Genomic DNA, 24,845 nt, shown 5'->3' with positions numbered 1-24,845 from the left:
GGGGCGGATCCGGTCCGCCGGGCCCGGCCCGGCCACCGCCCGTCACGCCGCACCGATCGCACCACCGCACCGTTCGCAAGACGTGCCCTGAGGGGGAGACGTACCAGCATGGCTGCCAACGCCATCGACCAGACCCGCCGGATGCTGTCCCTGGTGACGTACCTGCGCGAGCGCCCCGGGGCACACGTCGCCGACGTCGCCCGGGCCTTCGGGATCACCGAGGACGAGCTGATCTCGGACCTCGACGTGCTGCCCATGTGCGGGACCAGCTTCCGCGGCGGGGACCTGCTCGACATCGACACCGACGGGGAGCGCATCTGGTGGCGCAACCCAGACGCCTCGGGGGAGTCCACCGCCGAGCCGCTGCGCCTGGCCGCCGACGAGGCCACCGCGCTGCTGGTCGCCGCCCGCGCCGTGGCCACGCTGCCAGGGCTGCGCGAGAGCGACCGCGACGCCCTGCTGCGGGCCACCGCGAAGCTGGAGGCGGCCGCGGGGGAAGCGGCCGGGGCCAGCTCCCGGCTCTCGGTGACCTTCGAGGCGGAGGGCGGGGTCTTCGCGGACGTCGACCGGGCCATCGCCGAGCGCCGGCGGCTGTGGCTGCGCTACTACTCGCCGGCCCGGGACGAGCTGACCGAGCGCAAGGTCGACCCGATCCGGCTGTTCGCGGTGGGCCACACGTACATGGAGGGCTGGTGCCACCTCTCCGAGGCCCGGCGCACCTTCCGCCTCGACCGCGTCGCCGAGATCCGGCTGCTGGACGAGCGGGCCGAGCCGCCCGCCATCGAGCCGCGCGACCTGTCCGAGGGGCTCGTCCAGCCGGCCGCCGAGGACCCGGAGGTCGTGGTCGAGGTCGGGCCGGGCGGCCGCTGGGTCGCCGAGTACTACCCGCACGACAGCGCCGAGGAGCTGTCCGACGGCGGCCTGCGGATCACGCTGCGCAGTCCGGACCCGGCCTCGCTGCGCCGGCTCGCGCTGCGGCTGGGCCGCGAGGGCCGGATCGTGGCGCCCGCGGAGCTGGCCGACAGCGCGCGGCAGGCGGCGCGGGAGGCGCTGGCCGGTTACGGGGAACAGGGCTGAAGCAGCGGTACGAGCAGGGCTGGGCAAGGGGAGGCGGCGGGGCCGGGCGGTTCGGGCCCTGCCGCATGGGAGCCGCGCCGTCCGCCAGGGACGGTCTGAGGGGAGCGCCGAGCGATGTCGCCAATGTCCGGTTCACGGAAGGTGCAGGCCGCATCGGGGCCGCCGGTCTCCTTCAAAGCCGCCTGTTCGGACTGCCGGGCCCGCTTCGAGCTGGACGCGGGGGCCCTGCGGCTGGTGATCGGCGGGAGCCGGCGCACCACGTTCTACTCGTTCACCTGTCCCGCCTGTGGGGCCTCGGTGCGCAAACCGGCCGGTGAGCGCATCGTGGAACTGCTGACCGGCGGCGGCGTGAGCACCCTGCGCAGCGTCTGAGGCGGCCGGTGGCCTAGGCTCGACCCATGCTGTGGCCGATGCTCGCAATCGCCCTGGGTTTCCTCGGGCTCGCCGTTCTCGCCGTCCTCGCCGTACGGGTCTTCGTGGAGGTGCGGCGGCTGTCCGGCCAGGTCGAGCTGGCCAGCCGGCGGATCGCGGACGCCTCGGGGGACCTGGAGCGCGCGGCGGGCGACCTGGCGCGGACGGGCGGCGCCGCCCGTCCATAAAACCGGTACAAACCGCAGGATCGTGGCCCGCAGGTCTCTGGAAAGTGCGGGTCAGGACCCGTACCGTCGGTCCCAGCCGCACGCAAGGCGGGATACCCCCGGGGATTGCCGGGCGTTAACCCCCGGGGGTTACGATCCTTGCCTGAGCGGTCACGGATCAGCATCCGCGGCCGCCGACACCACAACCAGCCGTTTCGGTGAGAAGGAAGTCAGACATGATCGGCAATCTGAAGCCTCTTGAGATCCTCCTGATCATCGCCGTGATCTTCCTGCTGTTCGGTGCCAAGAAGCTCCCCGACATGGCGCGCTCCCTCGGCAAGTCGGCCCGCATCCTCAAGAGCGAGGCCAAGGCCATGAAGGCGGAGAGCGCGGCGGAGGACAACGCCACCGCCGCGACGGTCGCCGACCAGGCCCCGCCGCAGGCCGCCGCCCCGCGCACCATCAAGGCCGCCCCCGGCGACGTGACCAGCTCCCGTCCGGTCAACGAGCCGAACCACACCACCCAGGGCTGATCGCCCGGCCGCCGGGCGGAGCGCCCGCGGCCCGGATCGCGCCGGTCATCTGCAACGAGACAAGGGACGTGGGTTGCTCAAGTCTGCCCGCAAGCAGGAGAAGCAAGGCAAGCAGGGCAAGGACGCCGAAGGGCGGATGCCGCTTGTCGAGCACCTGCGTGAGCTGAGAAACCGCCTGCTGAAGTCGGTCCTGGCGATCCTCGTGATCACCATCGTGGCGGCGTTCTACTACAAGGACCTGATCGACTTCATGCTGAAGCCGATGCTGGACTCCGTCGGCTGCACCAACGGGGTGGTCTCGCAGCGCAACGGCCGGCCCTGCGCCGACATGACCGTGAACGGCCTCATCGCCCCCTTCTCGATCGCCCTCAAGGTTTCGCTCACCGCCGGTGTGGTGCTCTCGGCGCCCGTGTGGCTCTACCAGCTGTGGGCCTTCGTCGCCCCCGGCCTGCACAACCACGAGAAGCGCTACGCGGTCGGCTTCGTGGCCGTCGGCGCTCCGCTGTTCGCCGCGGGCGGGGTGCTCGCCTACAAGCTGCTGCCGCAGACCGCGACGATCCTTCTCGAATTCACCCCGGACAACGCGCGCAACCTGCTCCCGGTCGACGACTACCTCGACCTGGTCACGCGCATGGTCGTCGTCTTCGGCCTCGCCTTCGAGCTGCCGCTGCTGCTGATCCTCCTCAACTTCACCGGGGTCCTGACCGCGAAGCGGCTGGCGAGCTGGTGGCGGGCCATGGTGCTGGGCATCACGATCTTCGCCGCGTTCGCCACGCCCACCGGTGACCCGCTGACCATGATCTCGCTGGCCGCGCCGATCGTCGCCCTCTACTTCATCGCCCTCGGAATCTGCCTGGTCAACGACCGCAGGCGGCGCCGCGGCAACCCGGACGCGCTGCTCGACGACGACGAGGCCTCCGAGGTGGACCTGACGCCCGCGCCGATCGGCGAGATGGAGCCCGTCCAGGCCCCGACCGCCCTTCCGGAGCAGGCCGACGGCGGGCGCAGGCAGATCAACGGTTACGACGACGCGACCTGACAGGTACATTCCTCCCCCATGAACACGTACGCGGGGACCCCTGGTGAGCGCTGAGATCACCCTCTTCGTCAATCCCACCGCGGGGCGCGGCCGGGGCGCGCACGCCGCGCAGCCGGCCGCTTCGGCGCTGCGGGCCGCGGGATTCTCCGTACGGACGGTGCTCGGCGCCGATGCCGGGGACGCGCTGGCCCGGCTGCGGGCCGCCGTCCGGGAGGGCACGGGGGCGGTGATCGCGGTGGGCGGCGACGGGGTGGTCTCCCTGGCCCTGCAGGCGCTGGCCGGGACGCCGGTACCGCTCGGGGTGGTCGCCGTGGGCACCGGGAACGATTTCGCGCGGGCCATGGGTCTGCCCGTACGGGAGCCCGCCCGGGCGGGGCGGCTGGCCGCCGACGCGCTCAAGGAGGGCCGGATCCGCGAGATCGACCTCGGACGGCTGGCGGGCTCCCCGGGCCGGGCGCAGGCCTGGTACGGGACCGTGCTGTGCTCCGGCTTCGATTCGCGGGTCAACGACCGCGGCAATCGGATGCGGCTGCCGGCCGGCCGGTTCAAGTACGACCTGGCGATCCTGGCGGAGCTGGCCTCCTTCCGGCCGTTCCCGTACCGGATCACCCTCGACGACGGCCCGGTCATCGAGACCGAGGCCACGCTGGTGGCCGTCGGCAACAGCTCCTCGTACGGCGGGGGCATGCGCATCTGCGCGGACGCCGTCCCCGACGACGGGCTCTTCGACGTCGTGGTCGTGGGCGACTGCAGCCGGACCACCCTGCTGAAGGTCTTTCCGCAGGTCTACAAGGGGACGCACCTCGGTCACCCGAAGGTGACCGTCCACCGGGCCGCGAAGATCACGCTGGAGGCCGCCGGGATCACCGCGTACGCCGACGGCGAGCCGCTGGGAGCGCTGCCGGTGAGCGCGGAGTGCGTCCCGGGGGCCCTGCGGCTCCTGGTGTAGCGGCCGCGGCGGCGGCCGCGCGGTCCGTATAAATGATCGCGACTGTTGTCAGGGGCGGCGGGTAGGCTCGAAGACAAGATGACCGAAGAACTCTCACCGGCGGAGCGGTACGCCGCTGCCCGGATCCGCGCCGCCGAAGAAGCCACCGCCCTGGCCCCCTTCCGCGAGATGTACGAATTCGACCTGGACGCGTACCAGGTCGAGGCCTGCAAGGCACTGGAGGCCGGCAAGGGCGTCCTCGTCGCCGCCCCGACCGGCTCGGGCAAGACGATCGTCGGCGAGTTCGCCGTGCACCTCGCCCTCGGACAGGGCCGCAAGTGCTTCTACACGACGCCCATCAAGGCGCTGTCGAACCAGAAGTACGCCGACCTCGTCAAGCGCTACGGCGCCGACAAGGTGGGGCTGCTGACCGGTGACAACAGCGTCAACTCCGAGGCGCCCGTGGTCGTGATGACCACCGAGGTGCTCCGCAACATGCTCTACGCGGGCTCGCAGTCGCTGCGCGGCCTCGGCTACGTCGTGATGGACGAGGTGCACTACCTCTCCGACCGGTTCCGCGGAGCCGTCTGGGAGGAAGTGATCATCCACCTCCCCGAGTCGGTCACGCTGGTGTCCCTGTCGGCCACCGTGTCCAACGCCGAGGAGTTCGGCGACTGGCTGGACACCGTGCGCGGCGACACCGAGGTGATCGTCTCCGAGGAGCGGCCCGTCCCGCTGTGGCAGCACGTCATGGCCGGCCGCAAGATCTACGACCTCTTCGAGGAGGAGTCCGACCACGGAGGCCGCGGCTCCGCGCGCCGGGAGGTCAACCCCGACCTGCTGCGCATGGCGCGCGAGGAGAACACCCGTACGTACAGTCCGAAGGACCGGCGGCGCGGCAAGATGGTCCGCGAGGCCGACCGCGAGCGCGAGCGGCGCTCCCGCGGCCGGATCTGGACCCCGAGCCGGCCCGAGGTCATCGCCCGGCTCGACGGCGACGGGCTGCTGCCCGCCATCAACTTCATCTTCAGCCGGGCCGGCTGCGAGGCCGCCGTCCAGCAGTGCCTCTTCGCCGGCCTGCGGCTCAACGACGACAGCGCCCGCCTGAGGGTGCGTGAGATCGTCGAGGAGCGGACCGCCTCCATCCCCACCGAGGACCTGCACGTCCTCGGGTACTACGAGTGGCTCGAAGGCCTGGAGCGGGGCATCGCCGCGCACCACGCCGGCATGCTGCCCACCTTCAAGGAGGTCGTGGAGGAGCTGTTCGTCCGCGGCCTCGTCAAGGCCGTCTTCGCCACCGAGACCCTGGCGCTGGGCATCAACATGCCCGCGCGCACGGTGATCCTGGAGAAGCTGGTCAAGTGGAACGGCGAGCAGCACGCCGACATCACACCCGGCGAGTACACGCAGCTCACCGGCCGGGCCGGGCGGCGCGGCATCGACGTCGAGGGCCACGCCGTGGTGCTGTGGCAGCGGGGCATGGACCCGGCGGGGCTCGCCGGGCTCGCGGGCACCCGGACGTATCCGCTGCGCTCCAGCTTCAAGCCCTCGTACAACATGGCCGTGAACCTGGTCAGCCAGTTCGGGCGGCACCGCTCGCGCGAGCTGCTGGAGACCTCCTTCGCGCAGTTCCAGGCCGACCGCTCGGTCGTCGGGATCTCGCGGCAGGTGCAGCGCAACGAGGAGGGCCTGGAGGGCTACCAGGAGGGCATGACCTGCCACCTCGGGAACTTCGAGGAGTACGCGCAGCTGCGCCGCGACCTCAAGGACCGCGAGACGGACCTGGCCAAGCAGGGCGCGGCCCAGCGCCGGGTGCAGGCGGCCGGTTCGCTGGAGAAGCTCAAGCCGGGCGACATCATCCACGTGCCGACCGGCAAGTTCGCCGGGCTCGCCCTCGTCCTGGACCCGGGCGTGCCGGCCGGTCGGGTCAACGGGCACCGGGGGTACGAGTACGCCGAGGGCCCGCGCCCGCTGGTGCTGACCGCGGAGCGGCAGGTCAAGCGGCTCGCCGCGATCGACTTCCCGGTCCCGGTCGAGGCCATCGAGCGGATGCGGATCCCCAAGACGTTCAACGCGCGCTCGCCGCAGTCCCGTCGGGACCTGGCCTCCCAACTGCGGGCCAAGGCCGGGCACATCGCGCCGGAGCGGCGCGGGCGGGGCCGGGCCGCGGCCGCCGACGACCGCGAGATCGCGCGGCTGCGCGCCGAGCTGCGGGCGCACCCCTGCCACGGCTGCGACGAGCGCGAGGACCACGCGCGCTGGGCGGAGCGCTACCACCGGCTCAAGCGGGACACCCAGCAGCTGGAGCGGCGCATCGAGGGGCGGACGAACACGATCGCCCGCACCTTCGACCGGATCCACGCGCTGCTCACCGAGCTGGACTACCTGCGCGAGGACGAGGTCACCGTGCACGGCAAGCGGCTCGCCCGGCTGTACGGGGAGCTGGACCTGCTGGCGTCAGAGTGTCTGCGCGAGGGCGTCTGGGAGGGACTGTCCCCGGCGGAACTGGCCGCCTGCGTCTCGGCGCTGGTGTTCGAGGCGCGGCAGTCCGACGACGCGGTGGCGCCGAAGGTGCCGGGCGGCGCGGCCAAGGCCGCGCTGGGCGAGATGGTCCGGATCTGGGGCCGCCTCGACGCGCTGGAGGAGGAGCACCGCATCAACCAGGCGGAGGGCGTGGGCCAGCGCGAGCCGGACCTCGGCTTCGCGTGGGCGGCCTACCAGTGGGCCTCCGACAAGAGCCTGGACGAGGTGCTGCGGGAGGCGGAGATGCCGGCCGGCGACTTCGTGCGCTGGTGCAAGCAGGTCATCGACGTGCTGGGGCAGGTCGCGGCCGCGGCGCCCTCGGCCTCGGGCGACAGCGGGAGCACGGTGGCCCGCAACGCCCGCAAGGCCGTCGACGCGCTGCTGCGCGGCGTGGTGGCCTACAGCTCGGTCGGCTAGCCGGCTTCGGGGCCCTCGGGACCTCGCCAGGCGGCGAGGTCCTCCCAGGCCCCGAGGCGCAGGCCGCTCTCGAAGCGGCGCGGGACGCCGGTGACCGGGTCGGTGAACGCCACCGTGCGGGCCAGGAGCTGGAGCGGCCTGCGGTAGTCGTCCGGGGCCGGGTCGGTGACCTGCGGGTAGAGCGGGTCGCCGAGGATCGCCAGCCCGAGGCCGTTCATGTGCACCCGCAGCTGGTGGGTGCGGCCCGTGTGCGGGGTCAGCCGGTAGCGGCCCAGTTCCCCTTTGGTGTCGAGGAGTTCGACCAGGCTCTGCGCGTTCGGCTCCGCGCCGGGGACCTCGGTCGCGGCCAGCACCCCGCGGGTCTTCTCGATGTGGCTGCGGACGGTGCGCGGGAGTGCGACCGCCGGATCGTGGCGGGCCAGGGCCTCGTACCGCTTGAGCACGCGACGCTCCTGGAACATCAGCTGGTACGCGCCGCGGTCCTCGGGGCGGATGCTGAACATCACCAGTCCGGCGGTCAGCCGGTCCAGCCGGTGCGCCGGGCTGAGCTCGGGCAGGTCCAGCTCGGTGCGCAGCCGGGCCAGGGCGGTCTGCGTGACGTGGCTGCCGCGCGGGGTGGTGGCGAGGAAGTGCGGTTTGTCGACGACGAGCAGGTGCGCGTCGCGGTGGACGACGCGGATCGGGAACGGCACCACGGGCTCGGGTTCCATGTCCCGGTGGAACCACAGGTAGGCGCCCGGCTCGTACGGGTCCTGCGCGCCCAGTACCCGCCCGCCGGGCCCGAACACCCGACCGGCGCCGAGCAGGTGGGCGATGGACCCGGCGCCGCGGGTGCCGGCGTAGCGCGCTGCGAGGTAGCCGCCGAGGTCGGGCCAGCGCCCGTCGGGGTCGGCGGGCAGCCGCAGCCGGACCGGGTCGATGCCGGCGACCTGGGGCAGGGGCGAAGGGGGTGCCTGGGTTCTGCGTCTCATCGGGTCCAGGCTATGCGCCGGTGCCTACTGCTTGGTGAAGGTGCCCAAGTGGTTGGCGTCCAGGTACTCGATGCGGACCGTGCCGTCCTTGAAGGTCACCCCGGTGCGGCCGACGGCGTTCTCGCCGGCGGTCACGTAGCTGAAGGTGTCCCCGTCGTAGTGGGTGAGCGGGAAGCGCATCGGCTGCGGGCCGAGGGAGAGGGTGAGACCGCCCTTGCCGCCCGCGTTCGCCGTGACGGTCAGCTTCCCGTAGTACGGGCTCACGTAGGTGCCGGTGTACGCGCTGTCGGCGCGGGCCGGCTTGGCGCCCGCGGGCGGGTGCGCGTAATCGGTGGCGGAGGGGCCGGGGCCCAGTTGCTGGGCGTAGAGCTCGGCGAAGAGGGGGAGCCAGTCGGTGGTCGGCCCGCCGTGCTCGGCGGTGTCGAAGAAGTCCATCGCGATGGCGTCGGCCATGCCGACCGGGGCGCCGTTGGTGAGGACCACGATGCCGAGCTTCTCCAGCGGGAGCATGGTGACGTTGGTGTTGGCGCCGAGTTCGAAGCCGCCGGAGTGGCTCAGGCGCAGCCGTCCCGCGTCGTCGTACGAGACGTTCCAGCCGAGCCCGTAGAAGCCGGTGTGGTCCAGGGGCGGGGTCGGCGCCTGCGAGACGATGTGCGGAAGGCGCGTGGCCGCGAGGGTGCCTGCGGGGACGATCCGCTTCCCGTCGAGGGTGCCGTCGGCGAGCTGGAGGCGCAGCCAGCGGGCCATGTCGGTGGCGGTGGAGCTCACGCCGCCGGCCGGTGCCTGGGCGTCGGGGTCGCGCACGTAGCGCGGGGACCAGGTCCCGTCCGGGTTCTTGACGTGGGTGGCCGCGTGGTCGGGGGCGTTCGCGAAGGCCGAGAACTCGGTGCTGGTGTGCGTCATCCCGGCGGGCTTGAACAGGACGTCCTGGTTGAGCTTCTCCCAGGTGGTGCCCTTCTGCCGGGCGACGGCCTCGGCGGCCGCGGTGAGGCCGAAGTTTGTGTAGTTGTAGCTGGCCCGGAAGGGGGTGAGGGGCTCCAGGCGGAGGTGGTCGAGGATGTACGCCTGGTCGTAGCCGAGGTCTTCGAGGAGGTCACCGGCGTGGTCGGGGAGGCCGCTGCGGTGGGAGAAGAGGTCGGCGGTGGTGACGTGGCCGGTGACCCAGGGGTCCTTCAGCGCGAAGCCGGGGAGTTCGGTGCGGTCGTTCCAGTCGGCGGGGTCCTTGAGGGCTCCGGCCACCACCGTGGAGGAGATCGGCTTGGAGACGGACGCGACCTGGAAGACGGTGTCGGGGCCGATGGCGCCGGGCGCGTCGGTGCGCCGGACCCCGAAGCCCTTGAGGTAGACGACCTTGTCGTCGTGGACGACGGCGACGGCGGCCCCGGGGACCCCGGTGCTGCGCATGGCGGCGGTGACGAAACCGGGCAGGCGCGCGAGCGCGGCATTGACCTCCGCGTCCGTGATCTGGGGTTTCGGCGCGGGCGGCGGGCTGGGCGCGGCGGCTGCGCCGGTCGCGGCGAACACGACGGCGGCTCCTGCTGCGCCGAGCAAGCGGAGCGTACGCATGGCGACATTGTCCCGCCGAACGGGCGACCGCGCCCCGCGAAGCGCAGTGGGACGCCGGGCGGGGGGCCGCGGCTGCGGTGGGACGCGCGGGGCCGGGCCGCGCCCTTGGGTCAGGGCGGGGCCCGGCGGGTGGTCAGGCCGCGGATTCCTGCTCGGCCATCACCTTGGCGTTCCAGTCGCGCTTGATCGCCCGCCAGCCCTCGTCCGTCTCGCCGAGGCGCCAGTAACCGGAGATCGACAGCCGCTCCTTGGGGATGCCCCGCTCCAGGCGCAGGTGGCTGCGGAGGTCCTTCACGAAGCCCGCCTCGCCGTGCACGAAGGCGTGGACGTCGCGGGAGGGGAACTCCAGGGACCTGACCGCCTCGACGAGCTTCGCGCCGACCGGGCCGGATCCGCGGTGCAGCCAGACCGGGACGACACCGTCCGCAGTGGCGACCTTCTGCTCGTCGTCCGGCCCTTCGACCTCCACGAACGCGCGCACCCGCGCGCCCGCCGGCATCTGCTCCATCGCGGCCGCGATGGCCGGCAGGGCGCTCTCGTCGCCCACCAGCAGGTGCCAGTCGGCCGCCGGGTCCGGGGCGTAGGCGCCGCCCGGGCCGAGGAAGCGGACGAGTTCACCCGGCTGGACGCGGGCCGCCCAGGGACCGGCCAGCCCCTCGTCGCCGTGGACGACGAAGTCGAGCGTCAGCTCCAGGTGCGCGGGGTCCCACGCGCGGACCGTGTACGCCCGCTGGCGCGGCCAGGCGTCCCGCGCGTACTCGGCGCGGATCCGGTCCAGGTCCCACGGCGAGGGGTAGGTGACCCCTTCGGGGGCGAAGAGGAGCTTGATGTAATGGTCCGTGAACTCGCCCGCACTGAATCGGACCAGTCCGGCGCCGCCCAGCACGACGCGCACCATGTGCGGCGTCAGCCGCTCTGTGCGCACGACGACTGCGGTGCCGATTTTGCGGGCGCGTCCTTCTGCCACGGCGTCTCCTGTTGCTCCCCTGAAACTTAGGATTACCTAAGTTAGCACCTCAAGGGCGCAGCGCGCTGCCGAGGCGCGACACCGCTCCGCCCAGACCCCACCGGCGCGCCAGCGCGTCGACGAGTTCCGGCTGCGCCGGCGCCGCGGGAAGGGCCGGGTCGAACTCCGGAAGGGGGACGTCGGAAGCCACCTGGACCACCTTCGGAGCCACCGCCAGATACGGCCGGGATTCGTCCAGCCGCTTGCGCTGCGTGGGTGTCAGCTTCGACTTCGGGTCGTCGATGGCCGCGATGATCCCGGCCAGCGAGCCGTACGCGTCCAGCAGCTTCGCCGCCGTCTTCTCGCCGATCCCCGGCACTCCCGGCAGTCCGTCGCTCGGGTCACCGCGCAGCAGCGCGAGGTCCGCGTACCCCGAGCCGTCCACCCCGTACTTCTCGCGCAGCCAGGCCTCGTCCGTCACCTGGAGCGTGCCGACGCCCTTGAGCGGGTACAGCACGCGCCGCCGCCGGGCGTCGTCCACCAGCTGGTACAGGTCCCGGTCGCCGGTGACGATGTCCACCGGGCCCGTGGCGCGCGCCGTGAGCGTGCCGATCACGTCGTCGGCCTCGTACCCGGCGACGCCCACGCGGGCGATGCCGAACGCGTCCAGCGCCGCCTCGATGATCGGCACCTGCGGGGACAGCGTGTCGGGGGTCTCCTCCACGTCCGGGCCGCTCTCGGTCTCCTCGGCGACCCGGTGGGCCTTGTACGAGGGGATCAGCTCCACCCGCCAGGCCGGACGCCAGTCGGCGTCCATGCACGCCACCAGATCGTCGGGACGGTGGTCCTGGACGAGGCGCCCGATGAAGTCGAGCAGCCCGCGCACGGCGTTGACCGGGGTGCCGTCCGGGGCCTTCACGGAGTCCGGTACGCCGAAGTACGCGCGGAAGTAGAGGGAGGCGGTGTCCAGCAGCATCAGGCGTCGAGTCGTCGTCACGGTGACGATGATGCCGCACCCCGCGCACGCGCCCGCAGTCGGCGGTTGCGCCCGCAGGCGGGAGAAGTGGCCGCAAGAGCGCTCGAAAACGGCACGGGAGTTTCACCCGGGGCGTACCCTTGTCGGCTCTTGCACGCGAAACCGGGGGCGGTTGCTGCGTAAGGTGCTTACAGCACTCCGATGTGCGCCGGACGCCGACGTACGCCGACGGACCAGACAAGGGGAGGGCAGCCCCGCCATGGACGACAGGGACGGCTCGGACGACAAGGAACGGGACAAGGACGCCAAGGAACCGCTCCGGGTGGGCGTGGCCGTGCGCAAGCGGCGCCGGGCGCTCCACCTGACCCTCGCCGCCGTATCGGCGCGCAGCGGTCTGTCGGTGCCCTTCCTCAGCCAGATAGAGAACGAGCGGGCCCGGCCCAGCATGCGCTCCCTGGAACGGGTCGCGGACGCGCTGGAGACCACGGCCGTCGAGCTGCTGGCCGCCTCCGACACCGCGCGCACGGTCGACCTCGTACGGGCCGGCGACGACTCCGGGCTCACGCCGGTCCCCGGCGTGCGTCCCCTCGTACGCGGACACCACCAGCTGCACGCGCTGGAGTTCACCGGGGACCAGGACGCCGGCCGCGAGTACCAGCACCGCAACGACGAGCTGATGTACGTGGTGTCGGGCGCCTGCCAAGTGGAGGCCGAGGGGCGGGCGTACCGGCTGGAGAGCGGGGATGCGCTCTTCCTGTCCGGCGGAGTGCGCCACCGCTGGCGGGCCGTCTCCGAGGACACCCGGCTCCTGGTCGTGGCGGTCGGCGAGCACATCCACGCGACCTCCGAGCCCCCCTCTCCCGGGCAGTGAGCCGCGCCCGGACGCGCGTCGTCTCGCTCGTGCCCTCGCTGACCGAGGCGGTGGCCGTGAGCGCTCCCGGGCTGCTCGTCGGGGTGACCGACTGGTGCACGCACCCCGGCGACCTCGACGGGCGCGGCGCGGTGCGCATCGGGGGTACGAAGAACCCCGACGTGGAGCGGATCACGGCGCTGCGCCCCGACCTGGTGATCGCCAACGAGGAGGAGAACCGGGCCCCCGACCTGGCGGCGCTGCGCGCGGCCGGGGTGGAGGTGCTGGTCACCGAGGTGCGGCAGCTGCCGCAGGCGCTGACCGAGCTGGACCGGGTGCTGGTGGGGGCCCTCGGGCTGACGCGGCCGAAGTGGCTGGACGAGGCGGAGGCGGCCTGGGCGGGCGTGGAGCCGGCCGGTGCGCTGCGGGCCTTCGTGCCGATCTGGCGACGGCCCTGGATGGTGCTCGGCCGGGACACCTTCGCGGGCGATCTGCTGGCCCGGCTCGGCGTGCACAACCTCTACGCCGGGCACGCCGAGCGGTATCCGCGCGTTCCGGTGGAGGAGCTCGCCGCCGCCGACTGCGATCTGGTGGTGCTCCCGGACGAGCCGTACCGCTTCACGCGCGAGGACGGCCCGGAAGCCTTCCCGGACCGTCCCTGCGCGCTGGTCAGCGGACGCCACCTGACCTGGTACGGACCCTCGCTGGCCGAGGCCCCGGCGGTCCTGTCGGCGGCGATCAGGCGGCCTTCGGCAGCAGCCGGCCGCTGAACAGCCCCCGCAGGGTGTGGGCGGCGGCCACCAGCCAGGCCGTGACCAGCCCGAGGAAGAGGACGGCGGCGAGCCAGGCGAAGGAGTCCAGGCCGGTGTGGCGGGCCAGGCCGGCGGCGCCGGTCACGCAGGTGCCCACGGGGAAGGTCAGAGCCCACCAGGTCATGGCGAAGCCCATTCCGCCCCGGGCGGCCCGGACCAGCATCGCGGCGGCGAGCGCCAGCCACAGGAGGGCGAACCCCATCACGGGCACTCCGTAGACGACCCCGAAGGCGCCGAGGGCGTGGGCGTAGGGGGCGTCGATGGCGCCGGGCGCCACGTCGGCGAGCTGGTTGACGGCGGTGGTGGACTGCCCGAGGGGGCCCAGCACCAGGAACAGGGCCGGAGTCAGGGCCAGGGGCAGCGGACCGTTCAGGATCAGCCGTCCGAAGATCAGGGGCAGCATCAGCAGGGTCGCCATCAGGCTGATGCCGAACATGGCGTAGCAGGCCAGCAGCAGGGCCTCGCGGGGCTGGCCCGCGGGCAGGTGGGGTATCAGCAGGGGGCCCACGGCGGCGGAGACCATCGGGGAGACCAGGGGCAGCAGCCACACGGGGGTGGCCTGCGCGGCCTCGACCTTGTGCCGGACCACCATCAGATAGGGCACCACCACGGCCATGAGCAGGCCGATCGCGGTGCCGGCGGTGAAGAGCACGGCGTCGGCGGCGACGGCGGCGGGTACGCCGATGAGGTCCTTGCCGACGATCAGGGTGCCGCCGCCGACGGCCAGCAGGGCCATCGACAGGCACCCGTAGAAGGGGGCCACGGCGGGGTCGAGGAGGTGGGCGCGCGCCTGGTCGCGGTGGTGGAGCCAGTGCCCGGCGCGGGCGGTGAGCAGGACGGCCAGGGCCGCCGCGGACAGCGCCCAGACGATCTGGCAGGCCACGCGCTGGCCGGGCAGCTGGTACGGCAGGGTGGCCCCGGCGTTGGCGACGATCGCCGTGCCCATGACGGCGGCGTACCAGTTGGGGCCGAGGTGACGCAGCGCGGGGACCTTGTGGGTCCGGGGCGCGAGGGGGACTACGGTGCGGGGTCGCACGAGGGTGGTGGCCATGGATCCAGCCTGCGGACGGGCCCGACCGCACGGCAGGGGCCACCTCTCTATAAGGCCATAAACTGACTTTATGGGTAACGAGGAGTGGGTTCCGCTGGCACACCGGGTACCGGACCTGGGGGCGCTGGAGCTGCTGCTCGCGGTCGCCCGGGTCGGCAGCCTGAGCGCCGCGGCCAAGCACATGGGCATCACCCAGCCCGCCGCGAGCAGCCGGATCCGGGCGATGGAGGCGCGGCTGGGCGTGGCGCTGGTGGACCGCTCGCCGCGGGGCTCGACCCTGACGGCGGAAGGGGCGCTGGTGACGGACTGGGCCCGGCAGGTGGTGGAGGCGGCCGAGGCCTTCGACGCGGGGGCGCAGGCGCTGCGCGGGCGGCGCGATTCGCGGCTGCGCGTGGCCGCCAGCATGACCATCGCGGAATACCTGCTGCCGGGGTGGCTGATCGCGCTGCGCGCGGACCGGCCGGACACGGCGGTGTCGCTGCACGCGGGGAACTCGGCCGACGTCGCCCAGCGGGTCCTCGTGCACGAGGCGGACCTCGGCTTCGTGGAGGGCCTGAGGGTGCCGGACGGCCTGGACTCGACGGTCATCGCGCAGGACCGCCTGGTGGTGGCGGTGGCCCCGACGCACCCCTGGGCGCGGCGCTCGAAGGGCATCGAGGCCGCGGAGCTGGCGGGGAGCCCGCTGATCCTGCGGGAACGCGGCTCCGGCACCCGCCAGGTCCTGGACGCGGCCCTCGCGGCGGCCGGCGGCCTGGCGGCGCCGCTGCTGGAACTCGCGTCCACCACCGCGGTGAAATCGGCGGCGGTCAGCGGCGCCGGCCCGTGCGTTCTGTCGGAGCTGGCCCTGGGGGACGAACTGGCGGCCCGCCGCCTGGTGGAGGTCCCGGTGCCGGACGCCGGCCTCGGCCGCGCCCTGCGGGCGGTCTGGCCGGCGGGCGCCCGCCCGGCGGGCCCGGCGCGCGACCTGCTGTCGCTGACCCGGCGCCGTCCGTAGGCCGTTCGGGCGAGGAGGGATCGATTCGCCGCGGGGCGGACGGTGACCCGGGGAGGGTCCCACCGGAAGGGTGGCACGTGCACGTTGTTGCTCTTCCGAGGGGAAACCTGATGCGTCTCCGCAATGCCGCCGTCGCCGCTTTCGGCGCGTTCACCCTGCTCCTGGCCGTCCCGACGTCGGCCTCGGCCGCAGTGGGGGAGTTCGAGTACGCGTACGTCGGTCTGGACGGCGCCACGCACCACGCGCGCCTGCTCGACCCGGCGGGCGGCGAGTGCCACACCCTGCCGGAGGTGGCGGACCCGGGTGCCAGCGAGCCCGCCCACTCGCCGCGCAACCGGACCACCGCGACGGCGACCGTGTTCACCGAACCGGACTGCGAGGGTGACTACTTCACGCTGCGGCCCCTCACGGGCCGGGGCTCGGAGCGGCTGAAGCTGCGGTCGGTCGCCTTCAGCAGCTGATCTGCGACAGGAACGCCCGCCAGGCCGAGGACGGGACGGCGAACGCCGGCCCGTCCTCGCCTCGCTTGGAGTCCCGGACGTGGACGGTGTGGGTGGAGTGGGCGACCTCGACGCAGTCGCTGCCCTCCCAATCGCTGTACGTCGACTTGCGCCAGTCGAGGGCGACTTCCACGCAGTTGCCGCCGTACCGCCACGCCTCGCTCATCGCGCCCCCGCCCGTACCGCTGTCCGCCCCGGCCCTTACCCCCGGGCGGGCCCGGCACACCGCAGGTCACTCCAACGAGTGCGTCCTTGGCCGGTACCGGACGGGTACAACCGCCCCTGCCCACCGGGCCGTTGCTCGTCGGCGCGCGGGGCCCGGCGGGCCGGGAAGTCTGGATGCGGGCCGAGTGGGTGGACGGCCGGCTGCGGGTGGAGGTGCTCGACGCGAGCCGCGAGCTGCCGGTGCGGCGCGAGGCCGCGCCCGACGACGAGGCCGGGCGGGGGCTGGCCATCGTCGCGGCGCTGGCCGCGGACTGGGGTGCGCACCCGCGCGGCTGCGGCATCGGGAAGGTGGTGTGGTTCGAGCTGTGGACCGGGGCTCGGCGCCCGCGCCGGGTCGGGTCCCCGGTGTCCTGGGACCGGCCGTAGCCGGTGCGCGGCATCCTGGGGGCCTCGCCGAGTGCGACCAGGTCCCGGTCGGCGGCGCGGACCTTCCACTGCGCGGTGTGCGTCATGGCAGCACCCCGTCATCCGGCGATTTCGGTCCGCTCCCACCACTCGAACACGCGCAGCGAGCCCAGCGGGCCGTCCTGGACCCGCGCCGTAGGCCGGTAGTGCTCGTACCCGCCGCGGAACGGGATCTTCAGGTCCTCGCCGGAGGACGGGGCGTCGACCACCCGGTCGGGCAGGTCGGCCGGTCCGCCCTCCAGTACGGCTTTGTCCCTCATGCCTCCAGTCTTCCGACCCGGAGGGCGGCGCGCACGTCGGCGCCCTCAGACCCGCAGGGCCGGGGCCATCGCGGCGGCCTCGACCAGGGCCGCCATGACGCGGGTGTCCTTGTCGCGCTCAGGGTGCCACTGGACGCCGAGGACCCAATGGGCGGGATCGGGCAGCTCGATAGCCTCGACCGTTCCGTCGACCGCGTGCGCCGAGGCGATCAGGCCCTCGCCGAGGCGGTCGACGGCCTGGTGGTGGTAGGTCGGCACCTCCGCCTCCTCCGGGACCAGGGCCGCGTACCGGGTGCCCCCGACCGGGCGGACCGGGTGCCAGGACATGACGCCCGGGGCGACCGCGTGGCCGTCGATGTGCTGGATCAGCGTGCCGCCGAGGGCCACGTTCAGCGCCTGCATGCCCCGGCAGATGCCCAGCACCGGCAGGCCCGCCGCCAGGGCCGCCCCGATCAGGGAGAGTTCCCACTCGTCGCGCCGGGTCGCGGGAGCGCCCGTACACGGGTCCCGGTCGGCCCCGTAGCGGACCGGGTCCACATCGGGGCCGCCCGCGACGACCAGGCCGTCCAGCCGGCTCAGCACCTCCGCCGCCGCACCGGGCTCGTCCGGCGGGAGCAGCACGGCCGCGCCGCCCGCCGCCTGGACGAGTTCGTAGTACCCGGTGGGTACGAGGGACGTGGGGACGTCCCACACCCCGTAGCGGGTGGATTCCTCCACGTAGGTCGTGATGCCGATGAGCGGCCTGGGCACGGTTGCCACCTCCAGGGGATGGGGAACGACGGTCAGTCCCGGGTGAGTTCGGCCTCGGCCTGCGCCAGCGCCGCGAACTCCTCCTCCGGTGCGGAGGCCACGAGGTGGTGCCGACTGTAGAACGCGAAGTAGGCGAGGGCGACGGCGTACACACCGAGGGCGATGAACGCCGCGTCCTTGTCCACCAGGAACGTGGCGACGAGCGCCGAGAGGGCGAGGACGAAGGCCACCGAGGAGGTGGCGATGCCGCCGGGCGTGCGGTACGGGCGCTCCAGCCCCGGCTCCCGCTTGCGGAGCACGATGTGGGAGAGGGCCATCAGCGCGTACGAGATGGTCGCGCCGAACACCGCGATGTTGAGCATGCGCGGGCCGTTGCCGGTGGCCGCGGCGAGCGCGAAGCCGATCGCGCCGGGGATGAGCAGGCCCAGGTACGGGGCCTTGCGCTTCGAGGTGAGCGAGAGGAAGCGCGGCAGGTATCCCGCCCGGGAGAGGGCGAAGAGCTGGCGGGAGCCGGCGTAGATGAGCGAGAAGAAGGAGGCCACGAGGCCCGCGAGACCGGCGTAGTTGACGAAGGTCTTCAGCCAGGAGAGGCCGGGGTTGCCGTCGAGGGCGACGACCAGCGGGTTCCCGGCGTCCTTGATGGCGTCGGCGCCGCGGGCCCCGGTCGAGGCCAGGAAGGTGACCAGGGCGAGCAGGACGAGGATGCCCATGGAGATCGACAGGGCCCGTGGCATGGAGCGCACCGGGTCCTTGGCCTCCTCGGCGGCCAGCGGTACGCCCTCGACGCCGAGGAAGAACCACATGCCGAAGGGGAAGGCGGCCCAGATGCCGAGGAAGCCCAGCGGCAGCCAGGAGCTCGCTCCCGCGGCGGTCGTGTCCACGGCGATGTCGTCGAGGTTCGAGGGGTCGAACTCGGTGAAGGCGCCCAGCGCGAAGACGATCAGCGCGAGCACGGCGACGGCGGTGACGACGAGGGAGAAGCGCAGGGCCTCGCCGACGCCCCAGAGGTGGATGCCGATGAAGACCGCGAAGCAGGCGAGGTAGACCGGCCAGCCGGAGGTGAGGCCGAAGAGGTTCAGGGACTCGACGTAGTCGCCGATGAAGATGGAGATCGCGGCCGGGGCCAGGATGTACTCGATCAGGATCGCGGTGCCGGTGAGGAAGCCGCCCCAGGTGCCGAGCGCCCGGCGGGCGAAGCCGTAGCCGCCGCCCGCCGTGGGCAGGATCGCGGAGAGTTCCGCGAGGGAGAAGACGAGGCAGGCGTACATCGCGCCCATCAGGGCGGTGGCGATGGCGAGCCCGCCGAAACCGCCCTGGGCGAGGCCGACGTTCCAGCCGGAGAAGTCGCCGGAGACGACGTAGGCGACGCCGAGGCCGGTCAGCAGCAGCCAGCCGGCGCTGCCGCGGCGCAGCGTACGCCGCTCCAGATAGCCGTCGCCGCCCTCTGTCGATGTGGTGGGTTCGGGTACGGCCGTGAGCCGTGCCTCGATGTCGTCGGCCATGTGCGCTCCTGCCTAGGGCAATGGTTGTGGGGCGTACCTTTGCCGTAGGGGAGTGGAGTGCGCAAGACCCCTGCGTTAAACAGGGGTTACGAAAAGCTCACGGGCCGCCCCGGGCCCACCCGCTAGGCCAGGAATCCGCGCAGCAGGGCGGCCGTTCCGCAGCAGTGCTCGCGCATCACCTCGCGCGCCGCGTCGGCGTGGTGTTCCAGCACCGCCTCCACGAGCGCGCTGTGCTGCTGCTGGGAGTGCTCCAGGTTGCGCACGAGCAGCGGGATGCAGTCCAGCAGGTCGTTCACGGTGGCCCGGACGGCGGCGTACTGGGCCGTGAGGGTGGCCGAGCCGGCGAGCTCGCACAAGGTGAGGTGGAACAGGGTGTCCTGGCGGCGGTAATCGGTCAGCGGGGCGTCGTGGGTGGCGGCCAGCGCGCCGAGCAGCCGCTCGGAGCCCTCCTCGGTCAGCCCCTGGGAGGCGCACAGTCCGGCCGCGCCCACCTCCAGGACCTCGCGGAACCGCAGGACGTCCTCGATGTCCACCCCGACCACGCGCCGGCGCAGCTCGTCCTCGGTGCCGCCGGCCGGGGTGTCGGGGCGGGGCAGCACGAACGTTCCCCCGTACCGCCCGCGCCGGGCCTCCACCAGGCCTTGGTCCTGGAGCACCTTCAGCACCTCGCGCAGGGTGACCCGGCTGATCCCCATCCGCTCGGCCAGCTCCCGCTCGGGCGGCAGCCGTTCGCCGCCCGGCACCAGACCCAGCCGGACCACCTGGAGGATCTGCTCCAGGGCCTCCTCGAAACCGTTGCCCGCCCGCACCTGCCGCAGTACCGGATTCAGCCGCGCGATCGCGCCGCCTTCGCTCGCCGTGTCGGTCATCTCGGCTCCTCCCCTTCCCAAGCAATGGTTCTGTTCAATACCTTAGGCCTTCTCGGCTCACCGAAGGAGAGATTCCAGTGGTAGACCGCAAGCCGCCGCTCGCGCCCGAAGAGCTCCGCGCTCTCGTGGCGAGCGGCGAGATCGACACCGTCGTCCTGGCCTTCCCCGACATGCAGGGGCGCCTCCAGGGCAAGCGGTTCGCCGCACAGTTCTTCCTCGACGAGGTCCTCGCCCACGGCACCGAGGGCTGCAACTACCTCCTCGCCGTCGACACGGACATGAACACCGTCGACGGATACGAGATGTCCTCCTGGGACCGCGGCTACGGGGACTTCGCCATGCACCCCGACCTCGCCACCCTGCGCCGCATCCCCTGGAACCCGGGCAGCGCCTTCCTCCTGGCCGACCTCGCCTGGAACGACGGCTCGCCCGTGGTCGCCGCACCCCGCCAGATCCTGCGCCGCCAGCTGGAACGCCTCGCCGAGCACGGGTACACGGCCATGGTCGGCACCGAGCTGGAGTTCATGGTCTTCCAGGACACCTACGAGCAGGCCTGGAACTCGGGCTACCGCGGGCTGACCCCGGCCAACCAGTACAACATCGACTACTCGGTCCTCGGGACCGGCCGCATCGAGCCGCTGCTGCGCCGGATCCGCAACGAGATGCAGGCCGCGGGGCTGACCGTCGAGTCCGCCAAGGGCGAGTGCAACCTCGGCCAGCACGAGATCGCCTTCCGTTACGACGAGGCGCTGACCACCTGTGACCAGCACGCCGTCTACAAGACGGGCGCCAAGGAGATCGCCTCCCAGGAGGGCGTCTCGCTCACCTTCATGGCGAAGTTCGACGAGCGCGAGGGCAACTCCTGCCATATCCACCTCTCGCTCGGTGACGCCGACGGGCACAACGCGATGGCCGGCGACGGCCCAGGCGGAATGTCACCGGTGATGCGGCACTTCCTGGCCGGCCAGCTGGCCGCGTTGCGCGACTTCTCCCTTCTCTACGCCCCGAACATCAATTCGTACAAGCGTTTCCGGCCGGGATCCTTCGCGCCGACCGCCGTCGCCTGGGGCGTGGACAACCGGACCTGCGCTCTGCGGGTCGTCGGCCACGGCCGCTCCATGCGCTTCGAGAACCGCCTCCCCGGCGGCGACGTCAACCCGTACCTCGCCGTCTCCGGCCTGGTCGCGGCCGGGCTGTACGGCATCGAGCACCGGCTCGAACTGCCCGAGGCCTGCGCGGGCAACGCGTACACCGCCGACTTCGCGCACGTTCCCACCACCCTGCGCGAGGCGGCCGAGCTCTGGGAGAACAGCGAGATCGCCAAGTCCGCCTTCGGACCCGAAGTGGTCGCCCACTACCGCAACATGGCCCGCGTGGAACTGGACGCCTACGACTCCGCCGTCACCGACTGGGAGCTGCGGCGCTCCTTCGAACGCCTGTAGTCATCCGGCCATCCGGTCGCCACCCGGCCGACCGGTCACCGCCAACCCTGCCCCCGAAAATCTGTGAGGCAATACGTGTCCGACGCGCTGGCCCCCGACAAGCTGACAGTCTTGAACCCGGCCACCGAGGAGGTCGTCGCCATCGTCCCGGCCGCCACACGGGACGATGTCGACGCCGCCGTCACGCGGGCCGCGGCGGCCCAGCGCGGCTGGGCGGCGGCCGCCCCCGCCGACCGGGCCCGGCTGCTGCGCCGCTTCGCCGCGGTCGTCGACGGGCACATCGAGGAACTCGCCCGGCTGGAGGTCCGCGAGGCCGGGCACACCATCGGCAACGCCCGCTGGGAAGCCGGCAACGTCCGGGACCTGCTCGAATTCGCCGCCGGGGGAGTGGAGCGGCTCTCCGGGCGGCAGATCCCCGTCGCCGGCGGCATCGACGTCACCTTCCTCGAACCCCTCGGCGTCATCGGGGTGATCGCCCCGTGGAACTTCCCCATGCCGATCGCCGCCTGGGGCCTGGCCCCCGCCCTGGCCGCCGGCAACGCCGTGCTGCTCAAGCCCGCCGAGACCACCCCGCTCACCGCCCTGCGCCTGGCCGAACTCGCCCTCGAAGCCGGGATCCCCGAGCACCTCTTCCAGGTGCTCCCCGGCCGCGGGAGCGTCGCCGGCGACGCGCTCGTCGAGCACCCGGGCGTCGCGAAGATCGTCTTCACCGGGTCCACCCCGGTCGGCAAGCAGATCATGGCCAAGTGCGCCGACCGGGTGAAGCGCGTCACCCTCGAACTCGGCGGCAAGAGCCCCAACATCGTCTTCGCCGACGCGGACCTCGAAGCGGCCGCCGCGGCTGCGCCGATGTCCTTCCTCGACAACACCGGCCAGGACTGCTGTGCCCGTACGCGGATCCTCGTCCAGCGCTCCGCCTACGACCGGTTCCTGGAGCTGGTCGCCCCCGGCATCGAGGGCGTCGTCGTCGGCGACCCCGCCGACGAGAAGACCCAGATGGGCCCGCTGATCTCCCGGGTGCAACTGGACCGCGTACGGTCGTTCGTCACCGACGACCTCACCGCCGTCCGCGGCTCCGCCCCCGGGGGCCCCGGCTTCTGGTACCCGCCGACCCTCGTCACGGACGTCGCCCCCACCGCGCCCGTGGCGGCCGCCGAGGTCTTCGGCCCCGTCGCCGTCGTCCTCCCCTTCGAGGACGAGGATGACGCCGTACGCCTGGCCAACGCCACCGAGTACGGGCTCTCCGGCTCCCTCTGGACCCGCGACATCGGCCGCGCGCTGCGCGTCTCGCGCGCCGTCGCCGCGGGCAACCTGTCCGTCAACTCCCACAGCAGCGTCCGCTACTGGACCCCCTTCGGCGGCTACAAGCAGTCCGGACTCGGCCGCGAGCTCGGACCCGACGCCCTCACCGCATTCACCGAGACCAAGAACGTCTTCATCAGCACGGAGGCCTGAGCCCATCATGACCACTTCTGACACCGAGATCGTCTGCCGCCGCCTGGTCGGCCGTACCGCCGTCATCACCGGAGCCGGCAGCGGCATCGGCCTCGCCACCGCCCGCCGCCTGGCCTCCGAAGGCGCCAACGTGGTCTGCGCCGACATCGACGAGAGCGCCGGCAAGGCGGCCGCCGAAGAGGTCGGCGGGCTCTTCGTGAAGGTCGACGTCACCAGCCCGGAGGAGGTCGAGGCCCTCTTCAAGACCGCCTTCGACACCTACGGCTCCGTCGACATCGCCTTCAACAACGCGGGCATCTCGCCCCCGGACGACGACTCGATCCTCACCACCGGCCTGGAGGCCTGGAAGCGGGTCCAGGACGTCAACCTCACCTCCGTCTACCTGTGCTGCAAGGCCGCCCTGCCGTACATGCAGCGCCAGGGCCGCGGCTCCATCATCAACACCGCCTCCTTCGTGGCCATCATGGGCGCCGCCACCTCGCAGATCTCTTACACCGCCTCCAAGGGCGGCGTGCTCGCGATGTCGCGCGAGCTCGGCGTGCAGTTCGCCCGCGAGGGCATCCGCGTCAACGCGCTGTGCCCGGGGCCGGTCAACACCCCGCTGCTGCAAGAGCTGTTCGCCAAGGACCCGGAGCGCGCGGCCCGGCGCCTCGTGCACATCCCGCTGGGCCGGTTCGCCGAGCCCACCGAGATCGCGGCCGCCGTCGCGTTCCTCGCGAGCGACGACTCCTCGTTCATCAACGCCACCGACTTCCTGGTCGACGGCGGCATCTCGGGCGCGTACGTCACCCCCCTGTAGGCGACCCGTTCCGCGTTCCGCATCCCCCGACAGCCGGGCGTCGCGCGACGCCCGGCTGTTCCACGACCCCCGAGGGAGTGTTCACCTCCGTGACCCCACGCAGCACCGCACGACGGCTCCAGGCCGTCGGGGCCGCCGCCGCGATCGCCGCCGGCGCCCTCGTCGCCGCCGCGCCCGCCGCCCAGGCGGCCCACTGCACCACCCCGCGGCTCGCGGCCGGCTGGTACGGGGACAACCAGGCCCGGCTCCAGCAGCTGATCGACCGGTACGGCGCGTGCAACCCGTACCGGCCCGGCCGCGCCAAGCCCGTCGCCGTCTTCGACTGGGACAACACCGTCGTCAAGAACGACGTCGGCGACGCCCAGATGTACTGGCTGCTGCGCAACGGCAGGATCCGCCAGCCCGCGGGCGGGGACTGGACCACCACCAGCCGCCACCTCACCCCCGCCGCGGCCCGGTCCCTCGCCGACGCCTGCGCCGCGCTCGCCCGCCCCGGCTCCCCGCTGGCGACGGGCACCCCCGCGGGCGCGGGCTGCGCCGACGAGATCGCCGCCGTCTACGGCACCGCCGCGACCCGCTCGGGCGCCGCCGCCTTCGCCGGCTGGGACCACCGCACCACCGAGCCCGCGTACGCCTGGCTGCCCCAGCTGATGCAGGGCTGGACCGCCCGCGAGGTCCGCGGTTTCGCGGCCGCCGCGCGCGCCGAGAACCTGGCCGCGCCGATCGGTGCCACGCAGCAGGTCGGCAGCGCCTCCGTCACCGGCTGGGTCCGCTACTACGACCAGCAGAAGGACCTCATCGACGGCCTGCGCAAGGCCGGCTTCGACGTCTGGATCAGCTCGGCCTCGCCGCAGCCGGTCGTCGAGGTCTGGGCCAAGGGCGCCGGCATCGCCGCGGACCACGTCCTCGGCATCCGCAACACGACCACGTCCGGCGGAAGGTTCACCGCGCACCTCAAGGGCTGCGGGTCGGTCAAGGACGGCGCCGACACGATGATCACGTACGTCGACGGCAAGCGCTGCTGGATCAACCAGGAGGTCTTCGGCGTGCGCGGCGCGGCCGCCGAGAAGGTCCAGCCGGCCGCCCGCCGCCAGGTGTTCGCCGCGGGTGACTCCGACACCGACGTCTCGTTCCTGCGGGACGCGACTGCGCTGCGGCTGGTGGTGAACCGGAACAAGAACGAGCTGATGTGCCGCGCGTACGACGACAGCGACGGCAAGTGGATCGTGAACCCGATGTTCATCGAGCCGAAGAAGCAGAAGGCCGCGCCGTACCCGTGCTCGACCACGGGCTACGTCGACCACGACGGCACGCCGGGGCCCGTCCGCCGGGGCGACACGAGCGTCGTCCCCGACCAGACGGACTCGGTGTTCTAGC

Annotated in this window: 26 protein-coding genes; 16 read left to right on the top strand and 10 right to left on the bottom strand. The window is 72.8% G+C overall.

Annotation, left to right across the window (positions count from 1 at the left end; genetic code table 11):
• The first annotated feature begins 108 nt into the window (after positions 1-108).
• The 7 genes from AB0M92_RS13310 (at position 109) to AB0M92_RS13280 (ending at position 7,095) form a co-directional block, all read left to right on the top strand.
• A complete protein-coding gene (locus tag AB0M92_RS13310; protein ID WP_030860247.1) occupies positions 109-1,077 on the top strand; it encodes a YafY family protein in 969 nt (322 codons plus the stop codon).
• 123 nt (positions 1,078-1,200) lie between these two features.
• A complete protein-coding gene (locus AB0M92_RS13305; RefSeq protein WP_366102244.1) occupies positions 1,201-1,449 on the top strand; it encodes a hypothetical protein in 249 nt (82 codons plus the stop codon).
• A 26-nt stretch (positions 1,450-1,475) separates the two neighbouring features.
• Positions 1,476-1,676 carry a hypothetical protein gene (locus tag AB0M92_RS13300; protein ID WP_366102243.1) on the top strand — a complete coding sequence of 67 codons (201 nt, stop codon included), beginning with the start codon at positions 1,476-1,478 and terminating at the stop codon, positions 1,674-1,676.
• A gap of 215 nt (positions 1,677-1,891) precedes the next feature.
• Positions 1,892-2,188, top strand: a complete 297-nt coding sequence (gene tatA / locus AB0M92_RS13295) for a Sec-independent protein translocase subunit TatA (RefSeq protein ID WP_366102242.1) — start codon at positions 1,892-1,894, stop codon at positions 2,186-2,188.
• 73 nt (positions 2,189-2,261) lie between these two features.
• Positions 2,262-3,227, top strand: coding sequence for a twin-arginine translocase subunit TatC (gene tatC, locus AB0M92_RS13290; protein ID WP_366102241.1), 966 nt, complete (start codon positions 2,262-2,264; stop codon positions 3,225-3,227).
• Positions 3,228-3,270: 43 nt separating this feature from the next.
• On the top strand, positions 3,271-4,176 hold the full coding sequence (locus tag AB0M92_RS13285) for a diacylglycerol kinase (protein WP_366102240.1): 906 nt from the start codon (positions 3,271-3,273) through the stop codon (positions 4,174-4,176).
• 78 nt (positions 4,177-4,254) lie between these two features.
• Entirely contained in the window at positions 4,255-7,095 is a 2,841-nt protein-coding gene (locus AB0M92_RS13280) for a DEAD/DEAH box helicase (RefSeq protein ID WP_366102239.1), read from the top strand.
• On the opposite strand, the gene AB0M92_RS13275 is transcribed toward AB0M92_RS13280, so the two are convergent.
• The 4 genes from AB0M92_RS13275 to AB0M92_RS13260 all read right to left on the bottom strand — a co-directional run bounded on the left by AB0M92_RS13275 (position 7,092) and on the right by AB0M92_RS13260 (position 11,554).
• Positions 7,092-8,066 (bottom strand): pseudouridine synthase, encoded by a 975-nt coding sequence (locus AB0M92_RS13275; RefSeq protein WP_366102238.1) that lies wholly within the window; start codon positions 8,064-8,066, stop codon positions 7,092-7,094. The genes AB0M92_RS13280 and AB0M92_RS13275 overlap by 4 nt on opposite strands.
• 24 nt (positions 8,067-8,090) lie before the next feature.
• On the bottom strand, positions 8,091-9,632 hold the full coding sequence (locus AB0M92_RS13270; RefSeq protein WP_366102237.1) for a serine hydrolase: 1,542 nt from the start codon (positions 9,630-9,632) through the stop codon (positions 8,091-8,093).
• Between the two features lie 133 nt (positions 9,633-9,765).
• On the bottom strand, positions 9,766-10,599 hold the full coding sequence (locus AB0M92_RS13265) for a siderophore-interacting protein (RefSeq protein ID WP_366102236.1): 834 nt from the start codon (positions 10,597-10,599) through the stop codon (positions 9,766-9,768).
• Between the two features lie 49 nt (positions 10,600-10,648).
• Positions 10,649-11,554 carry a 5'-3' exonuclease gene (locus tag AB0M92_RS13260; RefSeq protein WP_366102375.1) on the bottom strand — a complete coding sequence of 302 codons (906 nt, stop codon included), beginning with the start codon at positions 11,552-11,554 and terminating at the stop codon, positions 10,649-10,651.
• 259 nt (positions 11,555-11,813) lie between these two features.
• Here AB0M92_RS13260 and AB0M92_RS13255 point away from each other — a divergent pair, with 259 nt between their 5' ends.
• Positions 11,814-12,425, top strand: a complete 612-nt coding sequence (locus tag AB0M92_RS13255) for an XRE family transcriptional regulator (protein WP_048476971.1) — start codon at positions 11,814-11,816, stop codon at positions 12,423-12,425.
• Positions 12,422-13,174 carry a helical backbone metal receptor gene (locus AB0M92_RS13250; protein WP_366102235.1) on the top strand — a complete coding sequence of 251 codons (753 nt, stop codon included), beginning with the start codon at positions 12,422-12,424 and terminating at the stop codon, positions 13,172-13,174. Before AB0M92_RS13255 ends, AB0M92_RS13250 begins: the two co-directional genes overlap by 4 nt.
• On the opposite strand, the gene AB0M92_RS13245 is transcribed toward AB0M92_RS13250, so the two are convergent.
• Positions 13,143-14,267, bottom strand: coding sequence for a TDT family transporter (locus tag AB0M92_RS13245; RefSeq protein WP_366102234.1), 1,125 nt, complete (start codon positions 14,265-14,267; stop codon positions 13,143-13,145). The two genes, AB0M92_RS13250 and AB0M92_RS13245, sit on opposite strands and share 32 nt — an antisense overlap.
• A gap of 70 nt (positions 14,268-14,337) precedes the next feature.
• On the opposite strand from AB0M92_RS13245, the gene AB0M92_RS13240 reads away from it, so the two are divergent.
• Both AB0M92_RS13240 and AB0M92_RS13235 read left to right on the top strand, forming a co-directional pair.
• Complete coding sequence (locus tag AB0M92_RS13240; protein WP_366102233.1) at positions 14,338-15,261, top strand: LysR family transcriptional regulator; 924 nt, start codon at positions 14,338-14,340, stop codon at positions 15,259-15,261.
• A 110-nt stretch (positions 15,262-15,371) separates the two neighbouring features.
• Positions 15,372-15,722, top strand: a complete 351-nt coding sequence (locus AB0M92_RS13235; RefSeq protein WP_366102232.1) for a hypothetical protein — start codon at positions 15,372-15,374, stop codon at positions 15,720-15,722.
• On the opposite strand, the gene AB0M92_RS13230 is transcribed toward AB0M92_RS13235, so the two are convergent.
• Positions 15,712-15,927 carry a DUF397 domain-containing protein gene (locus tag AB0M92_RS13230; RefSeq protein WP_366102231.1) on the bottom strand — a complete coding sequence of 72 codons (216 nt, stop codon included), beginning with the start codon at positions 15,925-15,927 and terminating at the stop codon, positions 15,712-15,714. The genes AB0M92_RS13235 and AB0M92_RS13230 overlap by 11 nt on opposite strands.
• A 131-nt stretch (positions 15,928-16,058) precedes the next feature.
• Between AB0M92_RS13230 and AB0M92_RS13225 the strand changes: the two genes are divergently transcribed.
• Positions 16,059-16,352 carry an ATP-binding protein gene (locus tag AB0M92_RS13225; protein ID WP_366102374.1) on the top strand — a complete coding sequence of 98 codons (294 nt, stop codon included), beginning with the start codon at positions 16,059-16,061 and terminating at the stop codon, positions 16,350-16,352.
• 98 nt (positions 16,353-16,450) lie between these two features.
• On the opposite strand, the gene AB0M92_RS13220 is transcribed toward AB0M92_RS13225, so the two are convergent.
• From AB0M92_RS13220 to AB0M92_RS13205, 4 genes are all read right to left on the bottom strand, one after another.
• Positions 16,451-16,651: a DUF5988 family protein gene (locus AB0M92_RS13220; RefSeq protein ID WP_366102230.1), complete on the bottom strand. Its 201-nt coding sequence runs from the start codon at positions 16,649-16,651 to the stop codon at positions 16,451-16,453.
• Between the two features lie 45 nt (positions 16,652-16,696).
• On the bottom strand, positions 16,697-17,401 hold the full coding sequence (locus AB0M92_RS13215; RefSeq protein WP_366102229.1) for a gamma-glutamyl-gamma-aminobutyrate hydrolase family protein: 705 nt from the start codon (positions 17,399-17,401) through the stop codon (positions 16,697-16,699).
• A gap of 32 nt (positions 17,402-17,433) precedes the next feature.
• On the bottom strand, positions 17,434-18,903 hold the full coding sequence (gene eat, locus AB0M92_RS13210; RefSeq protein ID WP_366102228.1) for an ethanolamine permease: 1,470 nt from the start codon (positions 18,901-18,903) through the stop codon (positions 17,434-17,436).
• Between the two features lie 122 nt (positions 18,904-19,025).
• Positions 19,026-19,772 (bottom strand): FCD domain-containing protein, encoded by a 747-nt coding sequence (locus tag AB0M92_RS13205; protein ID WP_366102227.1) that lies wholly within the window; start codon positions 19,770-19,772, stop codon positions 19,026-19,028.
• A 77-nt stretch (positions 19,773-19,849) separates the two neighbouring features.
• Here AB0M92_RS13205 and AB0M92_RS13200 point away from each other — a divergent pair, with 77 nt between their 5' ends.
• From AB0M92_RS13200 to AB0M92_RS13185, 4 genes are all read left to right on the top strand, one after another.
• Entirely contained in the window at positions 19,850-21,214 is a 1,365-nt protein-coding gene (locus tag AB0M92_RS13200; protein WP_366102226.1) for a glutamine synthetase family protein, read from the top strand.
• 75 nt (positions 21,215-21,289) lie between these two features.
• Positions 21,290-22,669 carry an aldehyde dehydrogenase family protein gene (locus AB0M92_RS13195; protein ID WP_366102225.1) on the top strand — a complete coding sequence of 460 codons (1,380 nt, stop codon included), beginning with the start codon at positions 21,290-21,292 and terminating at the stop codon, positions 22,667-22,669.
• 7 nt (positions 22,670-22,676) lie between these two features.
• Positions 22,677-23,468: a 3-oxoacyl-ACP reductase gene (locus tag AB0M92_RS13190; RefSeq protein ID WP_132760400.1), complete on the top strand. Its 792-nt coding sequence runs from the start codon at positions 22,677-22,679 to the stop codon at positions 23,466-23,468.
• An 89-nt stretch (positions 23,469-23,557) separates the two neighbouring features.
• On the top strand, positions 23,558-24,844 hold the full coding sequence (locus AB0M92_RS13185) for a haloacid dehalogenase-like hydrolase (protein WP_366102224.1): 1,287 nt from the start codon (positions 23,558-23,560) through the stop codon (positions 24,842-24,844).
• Position 24,845 lies beyond the last annotated feature (1 nt).

Source organism: Streptomyces sp. NPDC051582, assembly GCF_040681715.1.
In the GTDB taxonomy this organism is placed as follows: Bacteria; Actinomycetota; Actinomycetes; order Streptomycetales; family Streptomycetaceae; genus Streptomyces.
Note: the sequence above shows the minus strand (reverse complement) of the source record. Positions and strands in the feature narration are given on the sequence as shown.